This is a genomic window from Seohaeicola sp. 4SK31, assembly GCF_028802875.1.
GTDB lineage: Bacteria > Pseudomonadota > Alphaproteobacteria > Rhodobacterales > Rhodobacteraceae > Seohaeicola.
In genome coordinates, this window is record NZ_JARAMP010000040.1 from 1 (window position 1) to 20870 (window position 20870).

The 20870-nt window shown below is 59.2% G+C and carries 16 protein-coding genes and 2 pseudogenes; 13 read left to right on the forward strand and 5 right to left on the reverse strand.

Annotation, left to right across the window (positions count from 1 at the left end; genetic code table 11):
- Nucleotides 1-175: 175 nt before the first annotated feature.
- Nucleotides 176-1033, forward strand: a complete 858-nt coding sequence (locus tag PVW27_RS19940) for a cytochrome c oxidase assembly protein (RefSeq protein WP_254656522.1) — start codon at nt 176-178, stop codon at nt 1031-1033.
- 243 nt (nt 1034-1276) lie between these two features.
- On the opposite strand, the gene mntR is transcribed toward PVW27_RS19940, so the two are convergent.
- Nucleotides 1277-1747, reverse strand: coding sequence for a manganese-binding transcriptional regulator MntR (gene mntR / locus PVW27_RS19945; RefSeq protein ID WP_009820125.1), 471 nt, complete (start codon nt 1745-1747; stop codon nt 1277-1279).
- Between the two features lie 94 nt (nt 1748-1841).
- On the opposite strand from mntR, the gene PVW27_RS19950 reads away from it, so the two are divergent.
- The 4 genes from PVW27_RS19950 to phnE are packed head-to-tail and all read left to right on the forward strand — an operon-like array spanning nt 1842 to nt 6134.
- Nucleotides 1842-3722, forward strand: coding sequence for a cytochrome c peroxidase (locus PVW27_RS19950; protein ID WP_045685208.1), 1881 nt, complete (start codon nt 1842-1844; stop codon nt 3720-3722).
- Nucleotides 3722-4597 carry a phosphate/phosphite/phosphonate ABC transporter substrate-binding protein gene (locus PVW27_RS19955; protein ID WP_043872281.1) on the forward strand — a complete coding sequence of 292 codons (876 nt, stop codon included), beginning with the start codon at nt 3722-3724 and terminating at the stop codon, nt 4595-4597. The genes PVW27_RS19950 and PVW27_RS19955 overlap by 1 nt, the downstream gene beginning before the upstream one ends.
- On the forward strand, nt 4594-5376 hold the full coding sequence (locus PVW27_RS19960; RefSeq protein ID WP_045685196.1) for a phosphonate ABC transporter ATP-binding protein: 783 nt from the start codon (nt 4594-4596) through the stop codon (nt 5374-5376). Before PVW27_RS19955 ends, PVW27_RS19960 begins: the two co-directional genes overlap by 4 nt.
- Nucleotides 5376-6134 (forward strand): phosphonate ABC transporter, permease protein PhnE, encoded by a 759-nt coding sequence (gene phnE, locus PVW27_RS19965; RefSeq protein ID WP_009820129.1) that lies wholly within the window; start codon nt 5376-5378, stop codon nt 6132-6134. The genes PVW27_RS19960 and phnE overlap by 1 nt, the downstream gene beginning before the upstream one ends.
- Before the next feature lie 3 nt (nt 6135-6137).
- Here phnE and PVW27_RS19970 read toward each other — a convergent pair whose 3' ends face one another.
- On the reverse strand, nt 6138-6614 hold the full coding sequence (locus PVW27_RS19970) for a L,D-transpeptidase family protein (protein WP_043872282.1): 477 nt from the start codon (nt 6612-6614) through the stop codon (nt 6138-6140).
- A gap of 99 nt (nt 6615-6713) precedes the next feature.
- On the reverse strand, nt 6714-9110 hold the full coding sequence (locus PVW27_RS19975; protein WP_432762107.1) for a heavy metal translocating P-type ATPase: 2397 nt from the start codon (nt 9108-9110) through the stop codon (nt 6714-6716).
- Nucleotides 9111-9278: 168 nt separating this feature from the next.
- Here PVW27_RS19975 and PVW27_RS19980 point away from each other — a divergent pair, with 168 nt between their 5' ends.
- Nucleotides 9279-9548, forward strand: coding sequence for a hypothetical protein (locus PVW27_RS19980; RefSeq protein ID WP_050686128.1), 270 nt, complete (start codon nt 9279-9281; stop codon nt 9546-9548).
- A gap of 39 nt (nt 9549-9587) precedes the next feature.
- On the opposite strand, the gene PVW27_RS19985 is transcribed toward PVW27_RS19980, so the two are convergent.
- Entirely contained in the window at nt 9588-10253 is a 666-nt protein-coding gene (locus tag PVW27_RS19985; RefSeq protein ID WP_230802115.1) for a L,D-transpeptidase, read from the reverse strand.
- Between the two features lie 353 nt (nt 10254-10606).
- On the opposite strand from PVW27_RS19985, the pseudogene PVW27_RS19990 reads away from it, so the two are divergent.
- The 5 genes and pseudogenes from PVW27_RS19990 to PVW27_RS20010 form a co-directional block, all read left to right on the forward strand.
- Nucleotides 10607-11468 (forward strand): annotated as a pseudogene (locus PVW27_RS19990) (HAD-IC family P-type ATPase); the annotation flags it as partial.
- A gap of 527 nt (nt 11469-11995) precedes the next feature.
- Complete coding sequence (locus PVW27_RS19995; protein WP_230802113.1) at nt 11996-12394, forward strand: FixH family protein; 399 nt, start codon at nt 11996-11998, stop codon at nt 12392-12394.
- Nucleotides 12391-13827: an efflux RND transporter periplasmic adaptor subunit gene (locus PVW27_RS20000; protein WP_230802112.1), complete on the forward strand. Its 1437-nt coding sequence runs from the start codon at nt 12391-12393 to the stop codon at nt 13825-13827. The genes PVW27_RS19995 and PVW27_RS20000 overlap by 4 nt, the downstream gene beginning before the upstream one ends.
- Nucleotides 13824-16979, forward strand: coding sequence for an efflux RND transporter permease subunit (locus PVW27_RS20005; protein ID WP_230802111.1), 3156 nt, complete (start codon nt 13824-13826; stop codon nt 16977-16979). Before PVW27_RS20000 ends, PVW27_RS20005 begins: the two co-directional genes overlap by 4 nt.
- A gap of 232 nt (nt 16980-17211) precedes the next feature.
- A pseudogene (locus PVW27_RS20010) lies at nt 17212-17535 on the forward strand (IS3 family transposase); the annotation flags it as partial.
- Nucleotides 17536-18120: 585 nt separating this feature from the next.
- Here the strand turns inward: PVW27_RS20010 and PVW27_RS20015 are convergent.
- On the reverse strand, nt 18121-18402 hold the full coding sequence (locus PVW27_RS20015) for an EF-hand domain-containing protein (RefSeq protein WP_230802110.1): 282 nt from the start codon (nt 18400-18402) through the stop codon (nt 18121-18123).
- 167 nt (nt 18403-18569) lie between these two features.
- Here PVW27_RS20015 and PVW27_RS20020 point away from each other — a divergent pair, with 167 nt between their 5' ends.
- Together PVW27_RS20020 and PVW27_RS20025 are read left to right on the forward strand one after the other, a co-directional pair.
- Nucleotides 18570-19292, forward strand: a complete 723-nt coding sequence (locus PVW27_RS20020) for a response regulator (protein WP_230802109.1) — start codon at nt 18570-18572, stop codon at nt 19290-19292.
- Nucleotides 19293-19351: 59 nt separating this feature from the next.
- A complete protein-coding gene (locus PVW27_RS20025; RefSeq protein ID WP_230802108.1) occupies nt 19352-20701 on the forward strand; it encodes an ATP-binding protein in 1350 nt (449 codons plus the stop codon).
- Nucleotides 20702-20870: the final 169 nt, after the last annotated feature.

Here is a 20870-nt window from a genome sequence, read left to right on the forward strand (position 1 = left end):
CCCATCGCCGCGACAAACAGCTTGGCTTCGCTGACCTCACCCGTGGCAGGATCGATAATGTCGACCGTGTCACCCGCAAAATCGATAAATACCTTTTCGCCGCCGACATGCGTTTGCCGCATGGGTCTACATGCGCGGCCTCGTGCGATCCGCTCGCATTCGCGGGACGGTGTCTATGTGGCGGCAAGCCCTGTTCCTCGCTGGCTTGACCTGCATTCTCGCGGCCACAAATGCGCCTCTGGCTTCGTTGGGGCATAGCCTCTTTTCGGTGCACCAAGTGGAGCACCTTCTCCTCCGCCTTGCAGGACCACTACTCTTCGCGGTCTCTCAGCCGTGGCGATTATTGCAAGCCGGTTTGAACAGACGGTGGCGTCGATACCTCGACGCTCTTGGAAAATCTTTTGCATTTCGGTTCTTGGCACATCCGGTAACCGCCACTGCCGCGCTCATCACGTCGCTCTTTATCTGGCAGATTCCAGTGCTTTACGGACTTGCTCAGCGCATCGCGGCGATCGAGGTGTTCGCCCATTTTGCGATGGTGCTGGCAGGGATCTGGTATTTCGGCATGCTCTTCGACCCGAGAGATCCCCCTGAGGGCGCGAGGCGCGGCGCAAGGCTGATCTCCGGTTTCGCGGTGATCGTTTCAAACATTTTTCTGGGTTCCTTGACGACACTCAAAGAGGTGAGCCTCTATGCTTCCTACCAAACGGCGGGAACCGGGTTTCTCGATCCCCTGTCCGACGAAACCATGGGTGGCTACACGATCTGGGTCCCGTCCTCGATGCTGATGATCGCCGCGATCATTCTGGTCATGAACGGGTGGAACGCGGCCGAGGTGCGTCGCTGGAATTCACGATACGAGTTGGTGCGAGGGTCAAACTCCGCGGCGCTCGAGTTTCCGGAAACGGCCGAAGAATTGCGTCTGAAAGTAGCAGAGCCAAACCGCGACATGGGCCGGACGCTCGCCATAGGTGCCTTGGTCATGTTCTTCATCGTCATGACGACGGTGGTGACAATTGTCTATGCGCTTTGAACAGAGGAGCAAATCAAAGGTTGTATCCACGTCTTTTCCCGCGATCGACATTCTCGCTGCACCGTCGTCGCAGTCAGAGATTTTGGGCACACTATCTCGGGCTGGCCAAGCTCAGAGGACACGAACGATTTTCTGCACTAAGGTTGACCATCAGAACAAATGCCAACCCACCAGCCTTTGACTGCTGACGCCGCCGCCTCCTGAGTCTTGCTTTTCTGAATTTCGCGAGAACTTGATGCTGCGCTACTTGCCGCTTTGAGATTGCAGGAGGGCGTGTTCGAAGGCCTCCAGCGTGGTCGTGCTGACGTGATGCTCGATCCCTTCCGCATCGCGTTCCGCAGTCTCTTCGTCGATTCCCAGGCTGAGGAGAAACGCGACGACGATCCTGTGTCGTCGGCGGCAGGCCTCGGCCAACTCCCGACCGGCATCCGTGAGGAATATGGCGCGGTAAGGTTCCCGCCGCACCAGGCCAGCAGCTTTGAGCCGCGAGATGTTCTTGGTCACGGTCGGCGGCTTCACTCCAAAACGTTCGGCGATTTCCACCGGCCTTGCCTCTCCGCGCGACTCGATCAGTTCGGCGATCAGTTCAACGTAATCTTCCGCCATTTCGCTCTCATGTGCCTGACGCACGGTCGCGAACCCCTCAGCCTGTGCTTCGGGAGCCCTGTCGACAGTTTCGAACGGTTCATGTTCCTGTGATTGCAGCTTTGTCATAGTTGGGACTTTGCAGGGAAACTGCAGGATTGACAACTTGTTTGCTTAGGGTAGATAAATTAGCCGTGTCTAACTTTTGAATTCGGAGACTGCGGTGATTCAGAAATTCCTTGGAGCGTTCATTGTCGCACTCGCAAGTGCGCTCGTCCTGTCCGGACCTGTCGCTGCGACGCCTGCCAAGGAGGCTCCATGGCTTCCCGAGGCGGCGGCCTACCGGCTGACTCTCTTCCTCGGAAATCTCGAACCGCTGCCTTGGGATGACGTCGGGACCGCCTGGGCCGAACCCTACCGGGGTTCGGAATTCTCTGTTGGTGCATTGGCATGGCTGGACGGCAACAGCGACATCGGACCCGCCCCCCTTCTGGACGCCATCACTCGCGAAGACCGCCAGGCGGTCTTTGCCGAGGCGACGCGGCTGATCGCGCGCCGGATCGACGAGGAACTGGACCGAGCAGTCATGGCCGACGACCCTGCACGTGCGCAGCAGGCCGTGCGGACAGCCCGAGAACTCTATCGCTCGTTCGCGGACGGTATCGCGGCTGCTGATCCCGACGCTTCGAGACGCATCGGCCTCGCCTGGCTGGAACTCAACAGCAGCACAGGTTCCGCCGGTGTTCTTGGTGCTGGTGCCACACCCGCGAGTCGCAAAACCATGGAAGCCGCGCGCGAAGTCATCTCCCTCTATCTCGCCGAGAATTACCTCGTTGACGATTTCGCGCCGCGCCGGACGCTGAGCGCGCTGCCGGAAACTGTTGTCCTGAGTGGCCGCACCATCGAGGTGCCGCCTAGCCTGCCGCCGGGGTCTGACATCTTCGATCAGGATCCGCTGCCGCGCCTCGTCCTCAATTTCGAGGAGCAGGGCATCGACGAGACCGACCTGCCATTGGTGGCCTATGGCGACATGCTATTCGACAGCGCGCAAATCTTTGGCAATCCGGCGCAGGGTCTCGGGGTCGCTTGTTCGACCTGTCACAACCGATCGGACGTTAACCAGAGGCTTTTCATTCCGGGTGCGAGCCATCAACCAGGCGCGATCGATGTCGATGGCGCCTTCTTCAACCCGATCTTCAATGACCGGCGTGATGATCCGATTGACATCCCCAGCCTCCGTGGCCTGCGCTTCACCGGGCCCTACGGCCGCGATGGCCGCTTCGCCTCCTTGCGCGATTTCACCCGCAACGTCATCGTCAACGAGTTCGGCGGCGATGAACCGACGCCCTTCATGCTGGATGCTCTGCTCGCCTACATGCTCGAATTCGACTTCCTGCCCAACTCCATGCTGACACCGGATGGTCAGCTGACCGAAGCCGCTCCCGAGGCAGCGCAGCGCGGCGAAGCGATCTTCAATACACCCTTCGCGGCGCTCGGCGACCGTTCCTGCTCCAGCTGCCACGTCCCGGACACGAACTTCCTGGACCGGCAGGCCCATGATATCGGCTCGGTTGCGTTGGCCTACGATGGCGCCCGCACCGGTGCGATGGATACACCCACGCTGCTCGGCACCGTCTACACCGCGCCCTATTTCCACGACGGGTCGCTGCCGACCCTGGCCGCTGTCGTGGACTGGTTCGACGAATCGAAGTCGCTCGGCCTGACCGGAGCGGAACGGGCCGACCTGACGGCCTATCTGGAGACCGTGGGCGCAGCGGACGAGCCCTATGAGGCATTCGACGCCGAGAACACCGCCTTCCGGCTGGCATTCTCCGAACTGACGACCTTCGCCTCGACGCTTGATACGCTGCTGCCGCAGCGGGATGCAAAACATATCCTGCTGCTGACCGACACCGTGGCCGCGGACCTTTCGGCGGACGCCAGCACAATGTCGAACCTGGCTGCGCGGCCTGAAGTCTACGCGTTGGCCCAACGTCTGGCCGAGGTTGGTGACGCCGTTCGTACTGATGACTGGGTGGCTGCCGAAACAAGCTGGACCGCGTTCAAGTCCGAAGCCGACGCAATCGAAGAGAGGGCATTCTGATGGCGATCCATATGAACCGCAGAACGATGTTGGCGCTGGCCGCTGCGGGCGCAGTATCGCTCGCAACCCCGCTGGCCGCGCAGGACACTGCGTTGCGGCTGGCTTTCATCCCGCAGGAGAACCCCGAGAAGCTCCTGGGCGACATAGAGGCCATCAGCGGCTGGCTGGCCAGTGAGATCGGCGTCCCCGTCGAAGGGTTCGTCACCATCGACCATGCGGCGGCGGTCGAGGCGCTGAGAAACGGCGACGCCGACATCTCCTTCATGGGCGCCCTGCCCTTCGTTCTGGCCGAGGCCGAGATCGGCGCGGTGCCGCTTCTCTCCGAGGTCTACCGCGACGCGCCGAGTTATACGGGACGCATTTTCGTGCGTCGCGACAGTGGCATCGGCGCGCTTGCAGACCTGCGCGGACGCGACATCGCATTCGCCGATCCGATCTCGGAATCGGGCTATCTCTACCCGCTCGCCGAATTCGTCGAGGCTCGGCTGATCGACGGCCCAGGCGCGGCGGAGGCATTCTTCGGCCGCGTCTTCTTCGCAGGCGGCTATCAGCAGGCCATGCAGGCGATGGCCGAAGGTCTGGTCGACGCTGCGGGTGCCAGCCAGTATGCCGACCTGCTCCTGACGCCGCAGCAGCAAGCACAGGTGACATGGATCGCGGAAAGCCCGCCAATCCCCAGCCATGTCGTGATCGCGCGACCCGGGTTGGATGCCGAGGTGCAAGACCGCTTCACCAACGCGATGCTGCGGCTCAACGAGCCCGAGAACCGCGACAAGCTGCGCTATCTCTACGGGCCGGACGGCTATGTCAGGGCCGACCCTGCCGCCTATGACGGCGTGCGCGACATGGCACGGCGATATGGGCTCCTGGAATGACCACCGCCATCCGGATCGACGACCTGAACTTTGCCCATCCGGGCGGGAGTGTTCCGGCGCTGGAGCGAGTCTCGCTTACGATTTCGACCGGCGAAAGCGTCGCTTTGCTCGGCCCGTCCGGGGCAGGAAAAACAACGCTGCTGGCATTGCTCGATGGCAGGCTCCACGGCTGGCGCGGGCGCGTTTCAGTCTTGGGTGCGCCGCTCGATCCAGACCAACCGCCGCCGCGCGCAAGCCGACCTGATACCGGTTTCGTATTTCAGGAATTCGCCTTGGTCGAACGCTCCACGGTTCTGCGCAACGTGCTCAACGGCCGCCTAGGCCGGATGGCGCCCCTGCGCGCCCTGCTGGGGTCGCCAAGGCCACATGATCTCGACATTGCGCGCACAGCCCTCACTGATTGCGGCATTGCCGATCTCGCCGAACGCCGGGTCGACAGTCTCAGCGGCGGCCAGCGGCAGCGCGTGGCCATTGCGCGGTGTCTCGCGCAGGAGCCACGGCTGATCCTCGCCGACGAGCCGGTGAGCAACCTCGACCCCACCCGCGCTGGGGAGGTCTTGGCGATGCTGACCGGGGCGGCGCAAGCGCGCGGCGCAACGGCGCTGTTTTCCTCGCACCAGCCCGACCTGGCGCGGCGTTTCGCGCAGCGCATCATCGGCATGCGGAACGGGCGGATCGTGTTCGATGTGCCGACATCCGAGTTGCAGGACGAGGCGACGGCGGCTCTCTACCGGGAGGCAGAGCCGATGCCCGGTTCCGGCCTCCGGGCGGTGTCCTGATGGGCCACCGCAGGTTCGGCGGCTTCGCGACCAGCACCCTGATCGCAGGCGCAATCCTCTGGTCCTTCGCCACGACCGATGTCGAGTTGTCGCGTCTCGTTTCGGCCGGTCCGCGGATCGCTGACTTTCTCGGGCGGATGTTCCCGCCCGATCCGACAGTGATGGCCGAGATCAGGAAGGGCAGCGCGGAAACGCTGAGAATAGCGATCCTCGGTTCCCTCGGCGCTGTGATCCTGTCGATCCCTCTGGCCATCCTCGCCTCCGAGACCATGGTCTCGCGCATGGTGTTCGGCCCTGTGCGCGCGCTGCTGGCCTTTATCCGGGCCGTGCCGCTGATCCTCGTGGCCATGCTTATGGTGGGCGCTGTCGGGCTCGGGCCGCTGCCCGGCATCATCGCGGTCGCCTTTCATGCAACGGGGATGCTCGCCAAGTTCTATGCCGAGGCGATCGACGGCGTGTCCCGCGCGCCGATCGCAGCACTGGAAAGCGCCGGCGCCGGACCGCTCGTGCGGCTCAGGCATGCGATCTGGCCGCAGATGGCCCCAGTCATTGCCCGCGACACGATTTTCCGGTTCGAACTGAACCTGCGCGAGTCGCTGATCCTCGGCATCGTCGGCGCGGGTGGGATCGGCTTCTACATCCAGACCTACGTGAGATCCTTCCAGTATGATAAGGCCGCCAGCGTCACGATTGCGGTCGTCGTCATGGTCATGGCCATTGAGGCGATCAACGTCGCACTGCGGCGCCGCTTCACCTGATCCTTAGGCGTAAATGTCGATCGGTGTCCCGTCCCTGACCATGGCATAGATTTCCTCGATCTGGCGGTCAGTGACGGCGATGCAGCCTGCCGTCCAGTCGCGGACATTCATTGGGTCGATCCCCTTGCGCGGTCCTCCGTGGATGAAAATGTCGCCACCGGGCGACTTTCCTTGAGCCTGCGCAAAAGCGATGTCTGCCGCGTTGGGATATGAGATGCCAATCGACAGGTGAAAGAGGCTCTCCGGGTTGCGCCGATCAATCACGTAGGAGCCCTCCGGCGTACGGCCGTCCCCCTCGAACTGCTTGTGACCTTCGGGCGCGAAGCCTAATCCGATGGGATAGGTCCGCAAGACGTCATCCACCCCGTCCAGAACCAGAAACCGCTGTGCCTTATACATGCGTAGCCGGGTCACTTCGGGTCCGTTGTAAGACCGGAACTTGCTGGCACAACCTGACAGGAAGGAGGCCAATCCGCCCATCAAAAAGGCGCGCCGTGGAAATCTGGTGTTTGTCACTGCTCGACGCCCCTTTTTGCGAGGTCTGTTGGTGCCAGAGGTTACTCTACCGAAGACGTCGGATCAATGACCGTGCGCCAGTGCTCCCTTCGCCATCTGCTCGCCCACCGGTTCACCGCCCGAAGGCCCGTCCTTGATCCGATGGCCGTTCAAAAGCCGCAGCGCATTGGCGACCACCAACAGGGAAACGCCTACATCCGCAGCGATGGCGCCCCACATCGAGGCCATCCCGAACGCGGTCAGCCCGACGAACAGCGCCTTTGTTGCCAGCGATATACCGATATTCTGGTGGATAATCGTCATTGTCCGCCGAGAGTGAGTAATCAGCCACGGCACTCGAGCCAGATCGTCGGTCATCAGTGCAATATCTGCCGTTTCGATCGCCGCATCCGATCCGACAGCCCCCATGGCAATGGCATAATGCGCGCGCGCCATTGCGGGCGCGTCGTTCACGCCGTCGCCGATCATCGCCACCATATCGTGGCATTCCACCAGTTCCTCGATGGCCTTCACCTTGTCTTCTGGCAAGAGTTCGGCGCGCACCTCGTCAATGCCGACCTCGGCCGCCACCGCACGTGCGGTGCGTTCGTTGTCGCCCGTCAACATCACGATTGTCTTCACACCCTGCGCGTGCAGACGCGCAACGATACCCTTTGCATCGGGGCGAATGCGGTCACGAAGCTCCAGTACGCCGGTCACGCCGGTCTCGTCACCCACGGCAACCAGGGTGCTGCCTGCCCCTTCGATCCGGTCCCGAAGATCCGCCGGAATGGCATTGCCGAAACCTTTCTCTTGGGCAAACCGATCTGAGCCGAGCCAGATCGCGCGCCGGTCGGCGCGTCCTTCGAGCCCGCGCCCAGGCACGGTGCGGGTGTCCTCTGCGGCAGACACGGACACATCATCGGTTTTGGCGCGCGCGAGGATGGCGCGTGCCAGCGGGTGCGAGGACCGCGCCTCCAGACTGGCCGCCAGCGTGATGATTTCGCGAGCGGAGGCTTCACCCAGCGGGTGAACCGCCGCCACCTCAGGCTCGCCCATGGTGATCGTTCCCGTCTTGTCCATCGCCAGCGCGGTGGTGCGCCCTGGCGCTTCGACATAAGCGCCGCCCTTGATGAGCACCCCTGCTCGCGCCGAAGCGGCCAGCGCTGCTACAATTGACACCGGCGTAGAAATGACCAGTGCGCAAGGACATGCGATGACAAGAAGGACCAGCGCATTGTAGAACCAATAGTCCCAGGCGCCGCCGAGCAAGAGTGGCGGCACCACCGCGATGGTGATCGCCACCGCCATCACGATGGGTGTATAAATGCGCGCGAATTTCGCCACCCATTGCTCGACCGGCGCGCGGCGGGCATGGGCATCACCGACCATACGGATCATCTTGGCCAACACTGTGTCGGAAGCTGCCTTGGTCGCTCGTACCGTCAGTGTGCCTTCGCCGTTGATCGTGCCGGCATAGACCTCATCGCCCGGCTCCTTTGGCACGAGCGCGCTTTCTCCGGTAATGGGAGCCTGATCGGCGGCTCCCGCCCCCTCCACCACTTCACCGTCGAGGGGGATGCGGTCGCCGCCGCGCACAATGAAGCGATCGTTCACGGCGACCTCTGCCGCAGGCACATCGGTTTCGCTGCCATCTGATCGGATCACCCGAGCTGTCGGCGGCGCCAGATCCAGCAAGGCCGATACCGCGTTGCGGGCCCGCCCCACACTCCAGCTCTCAAGGTAAAGCGAAAGTGAGAAGAAAAACGCAACCGTCGCGGCCTCGAAGAATTCGCCCAGCCCGATGGCACCCGCCACTGCGACCACCATCAACAAGTTCATATCAGGGGAAAACCGTCGCGCGGAAGACCAAGCCTTGGGCGCGACCAGCCAGACCCCGAAGAGAATTGCCACCGCGAATAACCCTGCTTCCGCGAGTGGCATCGGCATTTCTCCGTGCCCTGCGAATAGCCCGAGCGCACCACCCATGCCGGTTTCGACGATGTGGTAGAGAAAACCTGCCACCCAGAAGCCGCCGCTGAGCGCGGTAAACCGCTTTTGACGTGCCAGATGCGCGGCCTGATTCTCTGCTGCGTTGTCGGCGTCCCACGGTTTTGCGCTCATGCCGGTGCTCGCGACCAGTTGCGAAATCTCGTTGTCCGAAATCCTGAATGCGGTATCCAGAATCGTCATCCGCCCATTGATGACATCGAACGCCAGATGCTCAGTCCCGCCGACTTTTGGACCGACCACCCTATTCAGGATTGCCACCTCTTCGGCACAATCCAGACCGGAAACTTGAAAACTTCGCCCATTCGACGGGATGGATTGTGCCCGTCCGGTGTTGGCTCCAGCACCGCAGCACGCAGCACCACCTCCATCAGAGTGGCGAGCTACGCTCGCATGTTTGTGATCATCAACATGATCGTGACTGCAGTCAGAGCTGTGCTTGTGGTCGTGGCGGTGGCCATTGGAAGACATGGGATTGACCTCGGGATTCGTTCATTCCACATTGAGATAGCCCCTACAGTAACTAGAGCTTCAAGAGCTAAAACAAAAACTTGGTCAAGTAAGGAACCGACCTGCGGAACCTTGAAACGCGTTGCCAAGTCTGTGGACGCGGCTGACCTGCCAAAAAGTGAGATAGATATGCTTCAAAAATATGCGGTGATCATGGTTGCAACATTGGCCCTGGCTGGCTGTGCGGTACCTCCGAAGGAAGACAACGATCCATTCAGGGTCGGGAATATTCCAGAATCTGTCGCAGCCCTCGCTGCACCCGACCAGGATCTCAACACGGCACGGCTACGTCCCGAAGATAATTGCTATTGGTATGCGCATAGTGGGCCGGTGGAAACGACCTTGGTCCCGTTGCGATCGGCAGGCGGCAATCCCATCTGCGTCGCGCGCCAATCCTGATTGACGCGTCCAAGCGTCGGATTGACGGCGCGGCTTGGGTCAACTCTGCGGGGTCACGCTGTCCTCTGCCGAATATAGGAACGCCGTCGAGCCAATCTCCACATTCGGATACAGATCGTTTATGTGCGCCATCACCATCCGGACGCAACCGGAACTTGCTCGGCCGCCGATGCTTCGCGGCTGTGGTGTACCGTGGATGCGCAGATAAGTGTCTCGGTCCCCGACATAGAGATAAAGCGCCCGTGACCCGAGCGCGTTCTTAGGTCCGGGTTCCATACCGTCAGCGATGTCGGCGTAGAGCTCCGGGTCGCGGTCAATCATGTTCTGTGTTGGCTGCCAATGCGGCCACCTGACCTTGCGCTTGATCGTGTAAACGCCCGGCTCGTAAAGCGTGCCACGAGCGATCGCCACGCCGTAACGCATCGCAGTGCCGCCTTCCTCGATATGGTAAAGATAGCGCGCCACGGCATCCACATGAATGTCACCGGGCACAAGACCATCTTTTGCTACAACCCGCTGCGGCAGAAAGCGCGGGTGTAGGCCCCATGGATTCGATGTGGCCGGGTTGTATCCCGGCGGTGTAACCTGTGCATCCCACGCGGTTTTTTCCGCTTCAGTGGGCCAGGTGTCAGCCACGAGCGGACTCGAGAAAGACGCCGAGAACAATGCGGCAGTCGTTTGGATGAAATGTCGTCTTGTCAGCATCTTTCTTGTTCCTTTCACGCTATTGGCGGCGATCCAACCCACATCCCGAATTTTTTGCCGGGGAAGGAGTCAAGTTATTACAAACGACTATGCTCCATGGGGCCGACCGTTATCGATGCCTTAACTCTTAAAGTCACTAGAGGTTCAAGAAAAATATTGATCTCGCACGGGCATGTGTTTTCGCAGCTTACATATGGACAACCCTTGGCACCGTGAAGTTGTCAAGCTGTCACCGACCAAAATTAGCGCATGACCTTTCATCTACCGATAGCTCCATTCATATTTTCAGTGTCATCTTGAAGGACCTGGCATTGGAACAGTGGCAAGCACCTACCCGTCAGTGGGATCATCCGATCAGCTTCGCTGCGGCTCTAGAGAAAGGCTAAGAGCTCCCGCGGCTGACGCCATGGTCGAAAGCAAAGGACGAAAGACAAGCACATTAAGGTCGGCAACGCCGAAAACTTCGAGGCAGTGACCGGAAAAGGCGTGCGCTGAACTGTCTTGGGGCGGGCCGTCGCACTTGGAAATACCGCAATGATGCGCGACATGTCTCTCGACACATCTGAGGCGGAGGAAGCGGCAGTTGTTCTACGGGCCGAGGGTAAGACCGCTATGTTTGTGGCCATTGAAGGTAAGCTGTCCGGCATCGTCGCAGTGGCTGACCCGATCAAGGAGTCGACTGCCGAAGCCATCAAGGTGCTGTACGAGGCAGGTCTGCGGATCATTATGGCGACGGGGGACAACGAACGCACCGCCAGGGCCGTGGCGCAGCAGCTTGGAATCGACGAGGTTCGGGCCGGCGTTCTGCCGGAAGACAAGAAGGCGCAGGTGGACGAGCTGCACGCCGAAGGCAGAAAGGTCGCGATGGCGGGTGATGGTGTCAACGACGCGCCAGCCCTGGCCGCAGCGGACGTCAGCCTTGCCATGGGCACGGGCGCGGACGTGGCAGTTGAAAGTGCGGGCATCACGCTGTTGCGCGGGTATCTGAACGGCCTCGTCAAGGCGCGGACACTGGCGGTGGCCACGATCCGCAACATTCGCCAGAACCTGTTCTGGGCGTTTGCCTATAACACGCTCGGTGTTCCAATCGCGGCAGGGGTTCTCTACCCGGTCTTCGGCCTATTAATGTCACCAATGATCGCCGCCGCCGCGATGAGCCTTTCCTCAGTCTCGGTCATCGCAAACGCTCTCAGGCTGAGGCGATTGAAGCTTTAGCGGGTCCGCGTTTTGAACGTGAAGTCGGTCAATTATCCATTTCAGCAAAACGTGTATTGCTGATTTGTGAAAACTCCAACATAGCATGTTCCATGGTACGCAAAACGCGCCTTTTTCTGGTTGCTCTGTTGGTTGGCGCTGTTCTGGCGCAAATCAGTCTTGCTTCCATTTCAAGCGTGGACCCAGCACCCTCAATGGCCTTGCAGAGCGATTGCTGTCCAAATGACTGCCCGGACATGCCGGAATGCGATGCAGCTTGCATTTCGACGATGCAATGTCGGGTAGCCCCGATTGTGCTGGGGCTGGAACGAGCAACTCTAGCGAGCTTGCCGGGCCCCGGAAGCGCAGAGTTCTCACGGGCCGAGGCGGCAGCGCACCGACAACACGCGGACATTGGGCTTCAAAGACCCCCCAAGGCTTAACGGATCAGGTGCCTACCGCACCAAAAGCCACGCGCCTATGTAACGTATAGACTCAGGGTCGATACGTCGGCTGGCGTTCCCGTTGCCCGTCAAAATAGGCGTATCATGCTCCGCTATATCCCCACCTTTCTTACGACCCTCGTGGTCGCGACCCAGCTCTCCGTGCCAATGGCACAGGCGGCTACATCTGATTACAACCTTGTTCTCGTCGAAACGACTTATCCCTTCGGAGACGGCGCGGTTCTGGAGCTTCGTCTGATTGATACCCGCACCAATGCGCCCGTCGAAGGCGCCGTCATTTTTGCCACAAGGCTGGATATGGAGCCGGACGGCATGGAGACGATGACTTCGACAGTCGTGGCGCTGCCTGGCAAAGAGCCGGGTCTATATCGATTTTCCGCCGATCTGACGATGGACGGAAACTGGCGGTTTTCCGTTGCGGCCAAGGTGCAGGGCGAACCTGAAACTGTTCAGGCGCAAATCGTGCTCGAGGTGCTGCCATGAGCGTCTTTGGCAAATTAGTACTTATCGGCGTGGTTGGCGGCGCGGCTGGATGGGCGGGCCTCGCGGCAGGCGTCAAGGGTTGGACGCCTGCTATGCTGGCAAATGTGGCGCAGACGCAATTCACCGCGCTAATGGGACGGCAAGCTGAAGCAATGCCAGCCGCAACCCGAACGCCGACAGGCCCGGTCATCTACTACCGACACCCTGACGGTCTCGCCGAATGGTCCGCTACGCCGACCGAGACTGCCGATGGAAAGTCCTTTTTACCGGTCCTGGCGAGCGAAGACGTATCGTTTGATCCAGAGGCGATCACGCCCCTAGAGGCAGAGAGTGGCGAACGAACCCTACTCTACTACCGCCACCCGATGGGCCTGCCTGATACGTCGCCGGTGCCAAAGCTGGATTCCATGGGGATGGACTACCTGCCCGTCTATGCCGACGAGGTAAGCGATGCCGGATCAGTGACCGTATCGCCCGGCAAGCTGCAACGCACGGGCGTGCGTACGTCAATTGCGGTGTTTGATCCCATGGCAACAACAGTGCGTGCGCCGGGGATCGTCGCGCTGGACGACCGTAGAGTCAGCGTCATTTCATTGCGTGCGGATGCGTTCATCGAAGAAGTTGAGGATGTAACGACCGGATCAATCGTTGAAGCGGGCGAACCGCTGGCGATGCTCTATTCTCCGGATATCGTCTCTGCGGCCGCACAGTATGTTTCGGACCTGCGAACTGGTGAAGGGCGCGTGGAAGGCAGCCGTCAAAGGCTGGCAAACCTGGGTGTTCCCGTATCAGTGATCGACAAAATCGCGGCGGAAAGGCGTACGCCCGTGCAAATCAGCCTGATGGCACCGCGGTCGGGCGTGGTTCTGGAACGAATGGCCGTCGAAGGCATGATGTCCGAGGCTGGAGAAACGCTGTTTCGTATTGCCGATACATCGGTTGTCTGGGTCATGGCGGACGTGCCGGAATCTGCGCTCGCGGGTCTTTCGGATGGAAATGCTGCGACGATCACCTTCCCAGGCCTGCCGGGCGAGACCTTCAGCGGCGTTATCGATAAGATCTACCCTGAGGTCGATATGCAGACCCGGACGGCACGCGTCCGCGTCGACCTGTCCAACCCTGAGGGTCGCTTGCTTCTCAACATGTTCGCTGATGTGGCTTTGGCGACGGGCGACGGTGCGCCCGTGGTGCAGGTGCCGGAAACGGCGGTGATCGACACCGGCGACCGTCAGGTGGTGATCAGAGATCTGGGGGAGGGGAAATTCGCCCCGCAGGATGTGGTGCTGGGGCGGCAGGCAGCCGGGATGGTGGAAATCCTTGAAGGCATTGTGGAGGGCGACCGCATTGTCACCACCTCTACCTTTTTGATCGACGCGGAAAGCAACCTGAACGCAGCCCTGGCTGCGCTGACAGCCCCGGAGGCAGGCGAATGATCTCGCGTGTCATTGAATGGTCCGCCCGCAACCTTGTTCTCGTGTTCTTTGCCACGGCCCTGATCATCGCCGCAGGGGTCTGGTCACTGCGCAACTTGCCGATCGACGCTATTCCCGATTTGTCGGACGTGCAGGTGATCGTGCTGACCGATTATGCGGGCCAGGCTCCGCAGGTCGTCGAGGATCAGATCACCTATCCGCTGACTTCGGCGATGCTTACGGTGCCGCGATCCCGCGTCGTGCGCGGGTTTTCGTTCTTCGGCATTTCCTTTGTCTACATTATCTTCGAAGATGGGGTGGACCCCTACTGGGCGCGCAGCAGGGTGCTTGAATACCTGAACGCCGCAGCAGCCCGCCTGCCGGACGGCGTGACGCCCACGCTCGGTCCCGATGCGACCGGGGTAGGATGGGTTTACCAATACGCGATCACCGGGGAAAATCTGTCGCTGGCGGAATTGCGGTCGTTGCAGGATTGGGTCGTCCGCTTTGGTGCAAGCCGAGCCGAGGGCGTGTCCGAAGTGGCCAGCGTCGGCGGCTTCGTCAAGCAATACTCGGTCACTGTCGATCCGGTGCGGATGCGGGCGCAGGGGATCACGCTGTCCGACATCGGCAAAGCCATCTCCGAAAGCAACATGGACACTGGCGGGCGCACGGTGGAGCTGTCCGAGTTCGAATTCATGGTGCGCGGGCGGGGCTATCTGGCGGGAACCGAGGATATCGGCAACATCACCCTGCGCAGTATCGGCGGGGTGCCGATCAACCTGAAAGATGTCGCGCGGGTCGAAATCGTCCCCAATGAACGCCGCGGCATCGCCGAGTTGAACGGTGAGGGCGAGGTTGCCAGTGGCATCGTGCTGCAACGGGTGGGTGCCAATGCACTGGATGTGATCGAAAACGCCAAAGCGGAACTGGACGTGGTTGCTCAAAGTCTGCCGGACGGCGTCGACATCGTGCCAGTCTATGACCGCTCCAACCTGATCCTGTCGGCAATCGAGACGCTGAAAACGACGCTTCTCGAAGAAAGTCTTGTTGTGGCCGGGGTCACGATCATTTTTCTGCTGCACGTTCGCTCTGCTCTTGTGGCTATCATCATGCTGCCGGTGGGGCTGCTGATGGCGTTCACCGCGATGAAATTCCTCGGGATTGGGGCCAATATCATGAGCCTCGGCGGCATTGCCATCGCCATCGGCGCGATGATCGACGCCGCCATCGTGATGATCGAGAACGCGCACAAGCATCTGGAACGTGCTGTCCCCGACAAGCCCCGAATCGAGGTGCTGGTCGAAGCCGCAAGCGAGGTCGGCCCGGCGCTGTTCTTCAGCCTGCTGATCATCACCGTATCGTTCTTGCCGATCTTTACACTGGAAGGACAGGAGGGGCGCATGTTCGGCCCGCTGGCCTATACCAAGACGTTTTCGATGGCGGCGGCGGCGTTCCTGTCGGTGACGCTGGTGCCTGCGCTGATGGTGGTCTTCGTGCGCGGCCGGATCATCCCTGAACACAGGAATCCAGTGAATCGGGCACTCATCGCCGTTTACCGCCCAATCATCCGCGCCGTGCTGAAGGCCAAAAGTCTCACGATCATCGTGGCTCTCGCCGCACTGGTGGTTACGATCTGGCCCGCGCGGCAGTTGGGGTCAGAGTTCATGCCCGTCCTGAACGAGGGCACGCTGATGTATATGCCGACCACTTTGCCCGGTCTGTCAGTCACCAAGGCCGCAGAGTTGATGCAAATGCAAGACCGCATCATCAAGACCTTTCCCGAGGTCCTGACCGTCTTCGGCAAGGCGGGCCGCGCCCTGACCGCGACCGATCCCGCGCCGACCGAGATGTTTGAGACGATCATCCAGTTGCGCCCCGAAGCGGAATGGCGACTAGGTGTCACCACCGAAAGCCTGCGGCAGGAAATGGACGCCGCGCTGCAATTCCCCGGCGTTTCCAACGCCTGGACCATGCCGATCCGGGCGCGCATCGACATGTTGTCCACCGGCATCCGCACGCCTGTGGGGATCAAGGTCTACGGCACCAGCCTGACCGAGATGGAAAAGGTCGCCCGTGAGGTCGAAGCCGTGGTACGAACGGTGCCCGGAACGACTAGCGCCTATGCCGAACGGGTGATCGGCGGCTATTACCTCGACATCACCCCGGACCGTACAGCGCTTGGCCGCTACGGTCTGTCGGTGCAGGATGTGCAAGAGGTAATCGGCATGGCGTTGGGGGCCAAGGCCATCACGCAGACCGTCGAGGGGCGCGAGCGCTACGACGTCGCAGTGCGCTATCCGGCGACACTGCGGTCTGATCCGGAGGCGATTGGACGCGAGGTTCAAGTTGCACTGCCGGGCGGTGGCACCATTCCGCTGGCGGACGTGGCCACCATTGAACGCACCCGCGGAGCTACGTCGATCCGCACCGAGAACGGACAGCTTGCCGTGTATATCTTTGTCGATATCGTCGGACGCGATCTTGGCGGCTATGTGGCCGAAGCTCAGGCGGCGGTCGCGGCCTCCGTCACTCTGCCACCCGGCTATTCTTTGGGCTGGAGCGGTCAGTTCGAATACCTTGAACGCGCGAAACAGCGGCTGGCCACTGTTGTGCCGCTGACGCTGGCGTTAATCTTTCTGCTACTTTACCTCAACTTCCGCCGCCTGACGGAAACCTTGATCGTGATGCTGTCGCTGCCTTTCGCTCTGGTCGGTGGCATCTGGCTTATGTGGTTCATGGGGTTCAACATGTCGGTCGCGGTGGCCGTCGGGTTTATCGCGCTGGCCGGGGTGGCGGCTGAAACCGGAGTGATCATGTTGATCTATCTCGATCAGGCGTTGAAAGAAGCGCGTGCCCGCGCGGGCGACAGGGACCTGACCCGCGACGAGCTCTACGCCGCGATCATGGTGGGTGCAGTCGACCGGGTGCGCCCCAAGATGATGACAGTTGTCGCAATCATGGCCGGCCTGATGCCGATCCTTTGGGCGCATGGCACCGGGTCCGAGATCATGCAGCGCATCGCAGTACCCATGATCGGGGGAATGGTGTCGTCAACCTTGCTGACCCTGATCGTCATTCCCGCGGTTTATGCCATCATCAAAGGTTGGAGCCTGAAAAAAACTGTCGCCGCGGATCATCTACCCACCGAGCGTGATACAGACCAAGTATAGTGTATTTTTTTTTCTCTCAGAATTGGGCAAAACTAGAGGTCCTCCGCAGAAGTGGTCCAACAACTGTAATAGTATGATCCCGTTCCAGAAGGACCAGACATGGCTGGAAGGAGAGGTAAACCCGAAGACACTGTCCTGAAGCTTCTGCAGGTTGAAGTGATGCCGTGGCAAGGCAAGGCGAGAGCAGATATGGCAGATCGGCGTGACGGTTCAAACCTATTCCCGCTGGTGCAAGCGTGTCTTACGGATCTGGGTGCAAGAAGGGCTCAAAGTTGCACAGAAACACGCTAAGTAGGGACGGCTCTGACTGAGCGATGGCTCCTCTATCCGTCTCCGGCTTGAACGCCCAAATCATGACTGGTCCCATGATTTCGCGCCGGATCGGACGCATGGCGGTCGGCTGTTTCGCACCCTCAACATTATCAATGAGTTCACGAAGAAGGCGCTGGTGATGCGTATCAAATGCAAGCTCAACTCGACCGACGTTGTTGGTGCCTTGACAGATCTGTTCATCCTGCTGGGCCCGACCGATTTTATAAGGTCCGACAAACGTCCCACGTCGGGAACTTTTGGCTGTTTAGGTTAGCAGGTCATAGGACATCCGGCAAACCGGGTGGCCTGTAATCGGCGCCCAGACGGGCTCTGCCATCGAGAAGTGATCTCCTCTACAGCAAACATAGGGTTCGCGCGATGGCGGCCCTCACCGTCCTAAAAACAAAATGCCAAATCCTAAGCAGAAGGCCCGAACATTATCTACGAGGTCAGCGAATTGCCTCCGCGACTCCGTTCAAAGAGAGTGGTGATCTTGGCCCACGAATGACCCTTAATCCGAAATCAGAGGTGGCTCGGTTCTGGGTGAAAATCAACAGCTGCGAGCATCGAAAGACCTCAGCTGGGCGCTCTGGCGACGATGAAGCGGATGCCATCGCCGAAGCTGTATTGAGATAAATATGCCCTGATTGACATTGCTGGGTCAACGCCTGAGCGCGAGGGACGTTGACCGCCAAGTTGCCGAACTCTAGGTCCGCATCGCCGTCCTGAACCGCGCTCGGCATACCTGTCACCGAAGCTGTCGAATAAGTCTGTGACCAAGGCGGGCGATCAGCCAATGTGATCGCCCGCAGGCAAATAGAGCAAAACTCTACTTATCAAAATGCCCAGTTGGTCCTGCCGATGAGCGATGAAACTCTGAAGCGGCTTGAGCGGCTTGCATGTGTGCATCCATTTCAGCGCGGGTGACTTTTCCATCACCATCCTGATCTGCGTGATCGAAATGTTTACGCATGGTATCGCTCATGTGAACATGCTTGTTGTTGACGGAAAGCTCGTGGGGCCCTCTTCCAATCCCCTGTTCGGCGAAAGCTGTTCCGGCGCTGATTGTGGCAATCATGGCCGCGAGAACCAGGTTTGTTTTGTGTTTCATTTTGGTTTAGTCCTTCTCCATTGAGGTTCCGTTAATGTGGCTAATCATGCAAACTATGCAATACTTGCAGTTGTCAGTTTTGTATCGGATTGTCGCAGAGTGCCGCATGGAGACATTCGGTTACATTAAAAATCGGCACTGGCCCTTTTTTCAGGTAAGTTTAGTAAATGACAAAGACACCTCACATCTTGCTCGTTGATGATAGTATCGAAATTTGCAAAGCCGTTTCGCGTTATTTAGAGAGGAACAATATGCGCGTTACGAGCGCTGCCGGAGCGGTGGAGATGGACAGTCTTCTTAAGGTTGGATGTTATGATCTCATAGTTCTTGATGTGATGATGCCTGGAGAGGATGGAATGTCTATATGTCGTCGTTTATCTGCAAAAGGAGGCGTGCCCATCCTGATGCTGACTGCGCTTAGTGAGGAAATGGATCGGATCATAGGACTTGAGATTGGTGCAGATGATTATCTTTCTAAACCTTTTAACCCCCGTGAGTTACTGGCGCGGATAAAAGCGATTCTCCGGAGGGCTCAACGGCCACAACTGCTCGCCGAGGGTCTCACGGGTAAACGCGTTCAATTCGCAGGATGGACTCTCGAGACTGATACTCGTCGCCTATTTTCAGCTGAAGGTCGTGAACAAACGCTAACAACATCAGAGTTTAAACTTTTGACAATTCTGCTGGAACGTCCACGTGTCGTGATGAGTCGTGCGCAATTGATCGACTTGGCCAAGGGTAGCTTACCCTCTGCCTTTGATCGAACCATCGACAATCAGATCAGCCGTCTGCGGCGAAAGATTGAAGCTAACCCCGGACGGCCAAGTATCATCACGACCGTTCGAAGTGGCGGTTACAGCCTTGCGGTAGATGTTGAGACGTTTTTGTGATGCGAGGACTGGTAGTAGGTTTGCGCGGTCAGATCTTGCTCCTGATAATTGGATGCCTTGTGATCGCGCAGGCGACAAGTATTTGGCTATTTATTGACGAACGCAGCCTAGCCGTAAGAGCCGCTATCGGAGCTGAGGCGGCAGGACGCGCAGCGAATGTAGCCCTACTGCTTGAACAAGCTCCTAAAGATCTGCATTCTTCAATCTTGAGCGCAGCCGACTCACCGCTCGCGCGCTTTCAGATCGATCCACGACCAGCGGTTGACCATCTTGATCATCAAGCAAATGGAGCGGTGGAGGAACGGATCAGATCACTTCTCTGGAATGGAGACACGAGAGAGGTTCGCGTTGAGCTTCACGAGGTTGGGCGTCCATTTTCCCCAATTGAAAGTATGCGCACACAAGCGTCTGGCCCTCAGGGAAGGACAATGCATGACAGGGTGTTGGGTCTTGAACTCACTCTCTCAATAGCTCTTCCTGATGATGAATGGCTTAATGTTGACACGCGCTTCCAGCGACCACCCCTGCAGTGGCCGATCTATTCCGCGGTGAGTTTTGTCGTGACTGCTGCGCTGCTGATCGGCGGAGCATGTTGGTATTTGCTTTCAAATTTGACTTGGCCGCTTCGTAGCTTGACCCAAGCTGCCGAGAGGCTTGGAAGGGGTGAGGAAAGTCATCCACTACCAGCTGTTGGCCCGATTGAGGTTCGTGGGCTGACAGAGGCATTCAACCTCATGCAGGAGCGCCTAGTACGAACTGTTTCGGAAAAAACACGCATAATGGCCGCTTTGGGGCATGATTTGCGTTCACCGCTGACCGCTCTTCGTGTCCGTGCGGAAATGGTTGACGATGAGGAGACGCGCGGCGGTTTGATCGCATCCGTTGAGGAAATGCAGAACATGGTTGAGCGCACGCTAGCATTTGCGCGGGGCATAGCAATCAGCGAAACTCCGGAGACGATTGAGTTGGGGAAGTTTCTTAGTGATCTCAAAAGTGACATGCTTGAAGATTTTCAACTTGACGTTGGTGCGCCGCTAGATGTCAGATTAAGACCGCAAAGTATTCGCCGTGCTCTCCGCAACGTTATCGAAAACGCTATTCGCTATGGCGGCAAAGCCGAGGTAACCTACAAACGGGATAATGAAAGAGCGGTTATCGAAATACGCGACTACGGCATTGGTATTCCCAATGAACTACTTGAAGATGTGTTTGAACCCTTTTTCCGTGTTGAGGCATCGCGCTCGCGCGAAACAGGCGGCACGGGGCTCGGTCTTTCCATTTCGCGCGCTATTCTGCGCTCCCATGGTGGTGATGCAACAATACAGAATCACCCAGGGGGCGGAATTCTAGCAAGTTTGAGCTTGCCCCTTTCCCAGAATTTTGAAGACCAAGAAGTCTTTATTTCTTGATGTCACATTAAAATGTAATATTTTGTTCTAGAACTGCTCCAATCGCAGGCTCTGTTGCACAAATCGGCTGATCGCCGAAGTTCCCCTTTCCCTGGACAGACTTATCCCACGGTCTCTGTGACGGGTATGCCGAGTGCGGTGTAGCCGTTCAGGATGGCGATGCGGACCT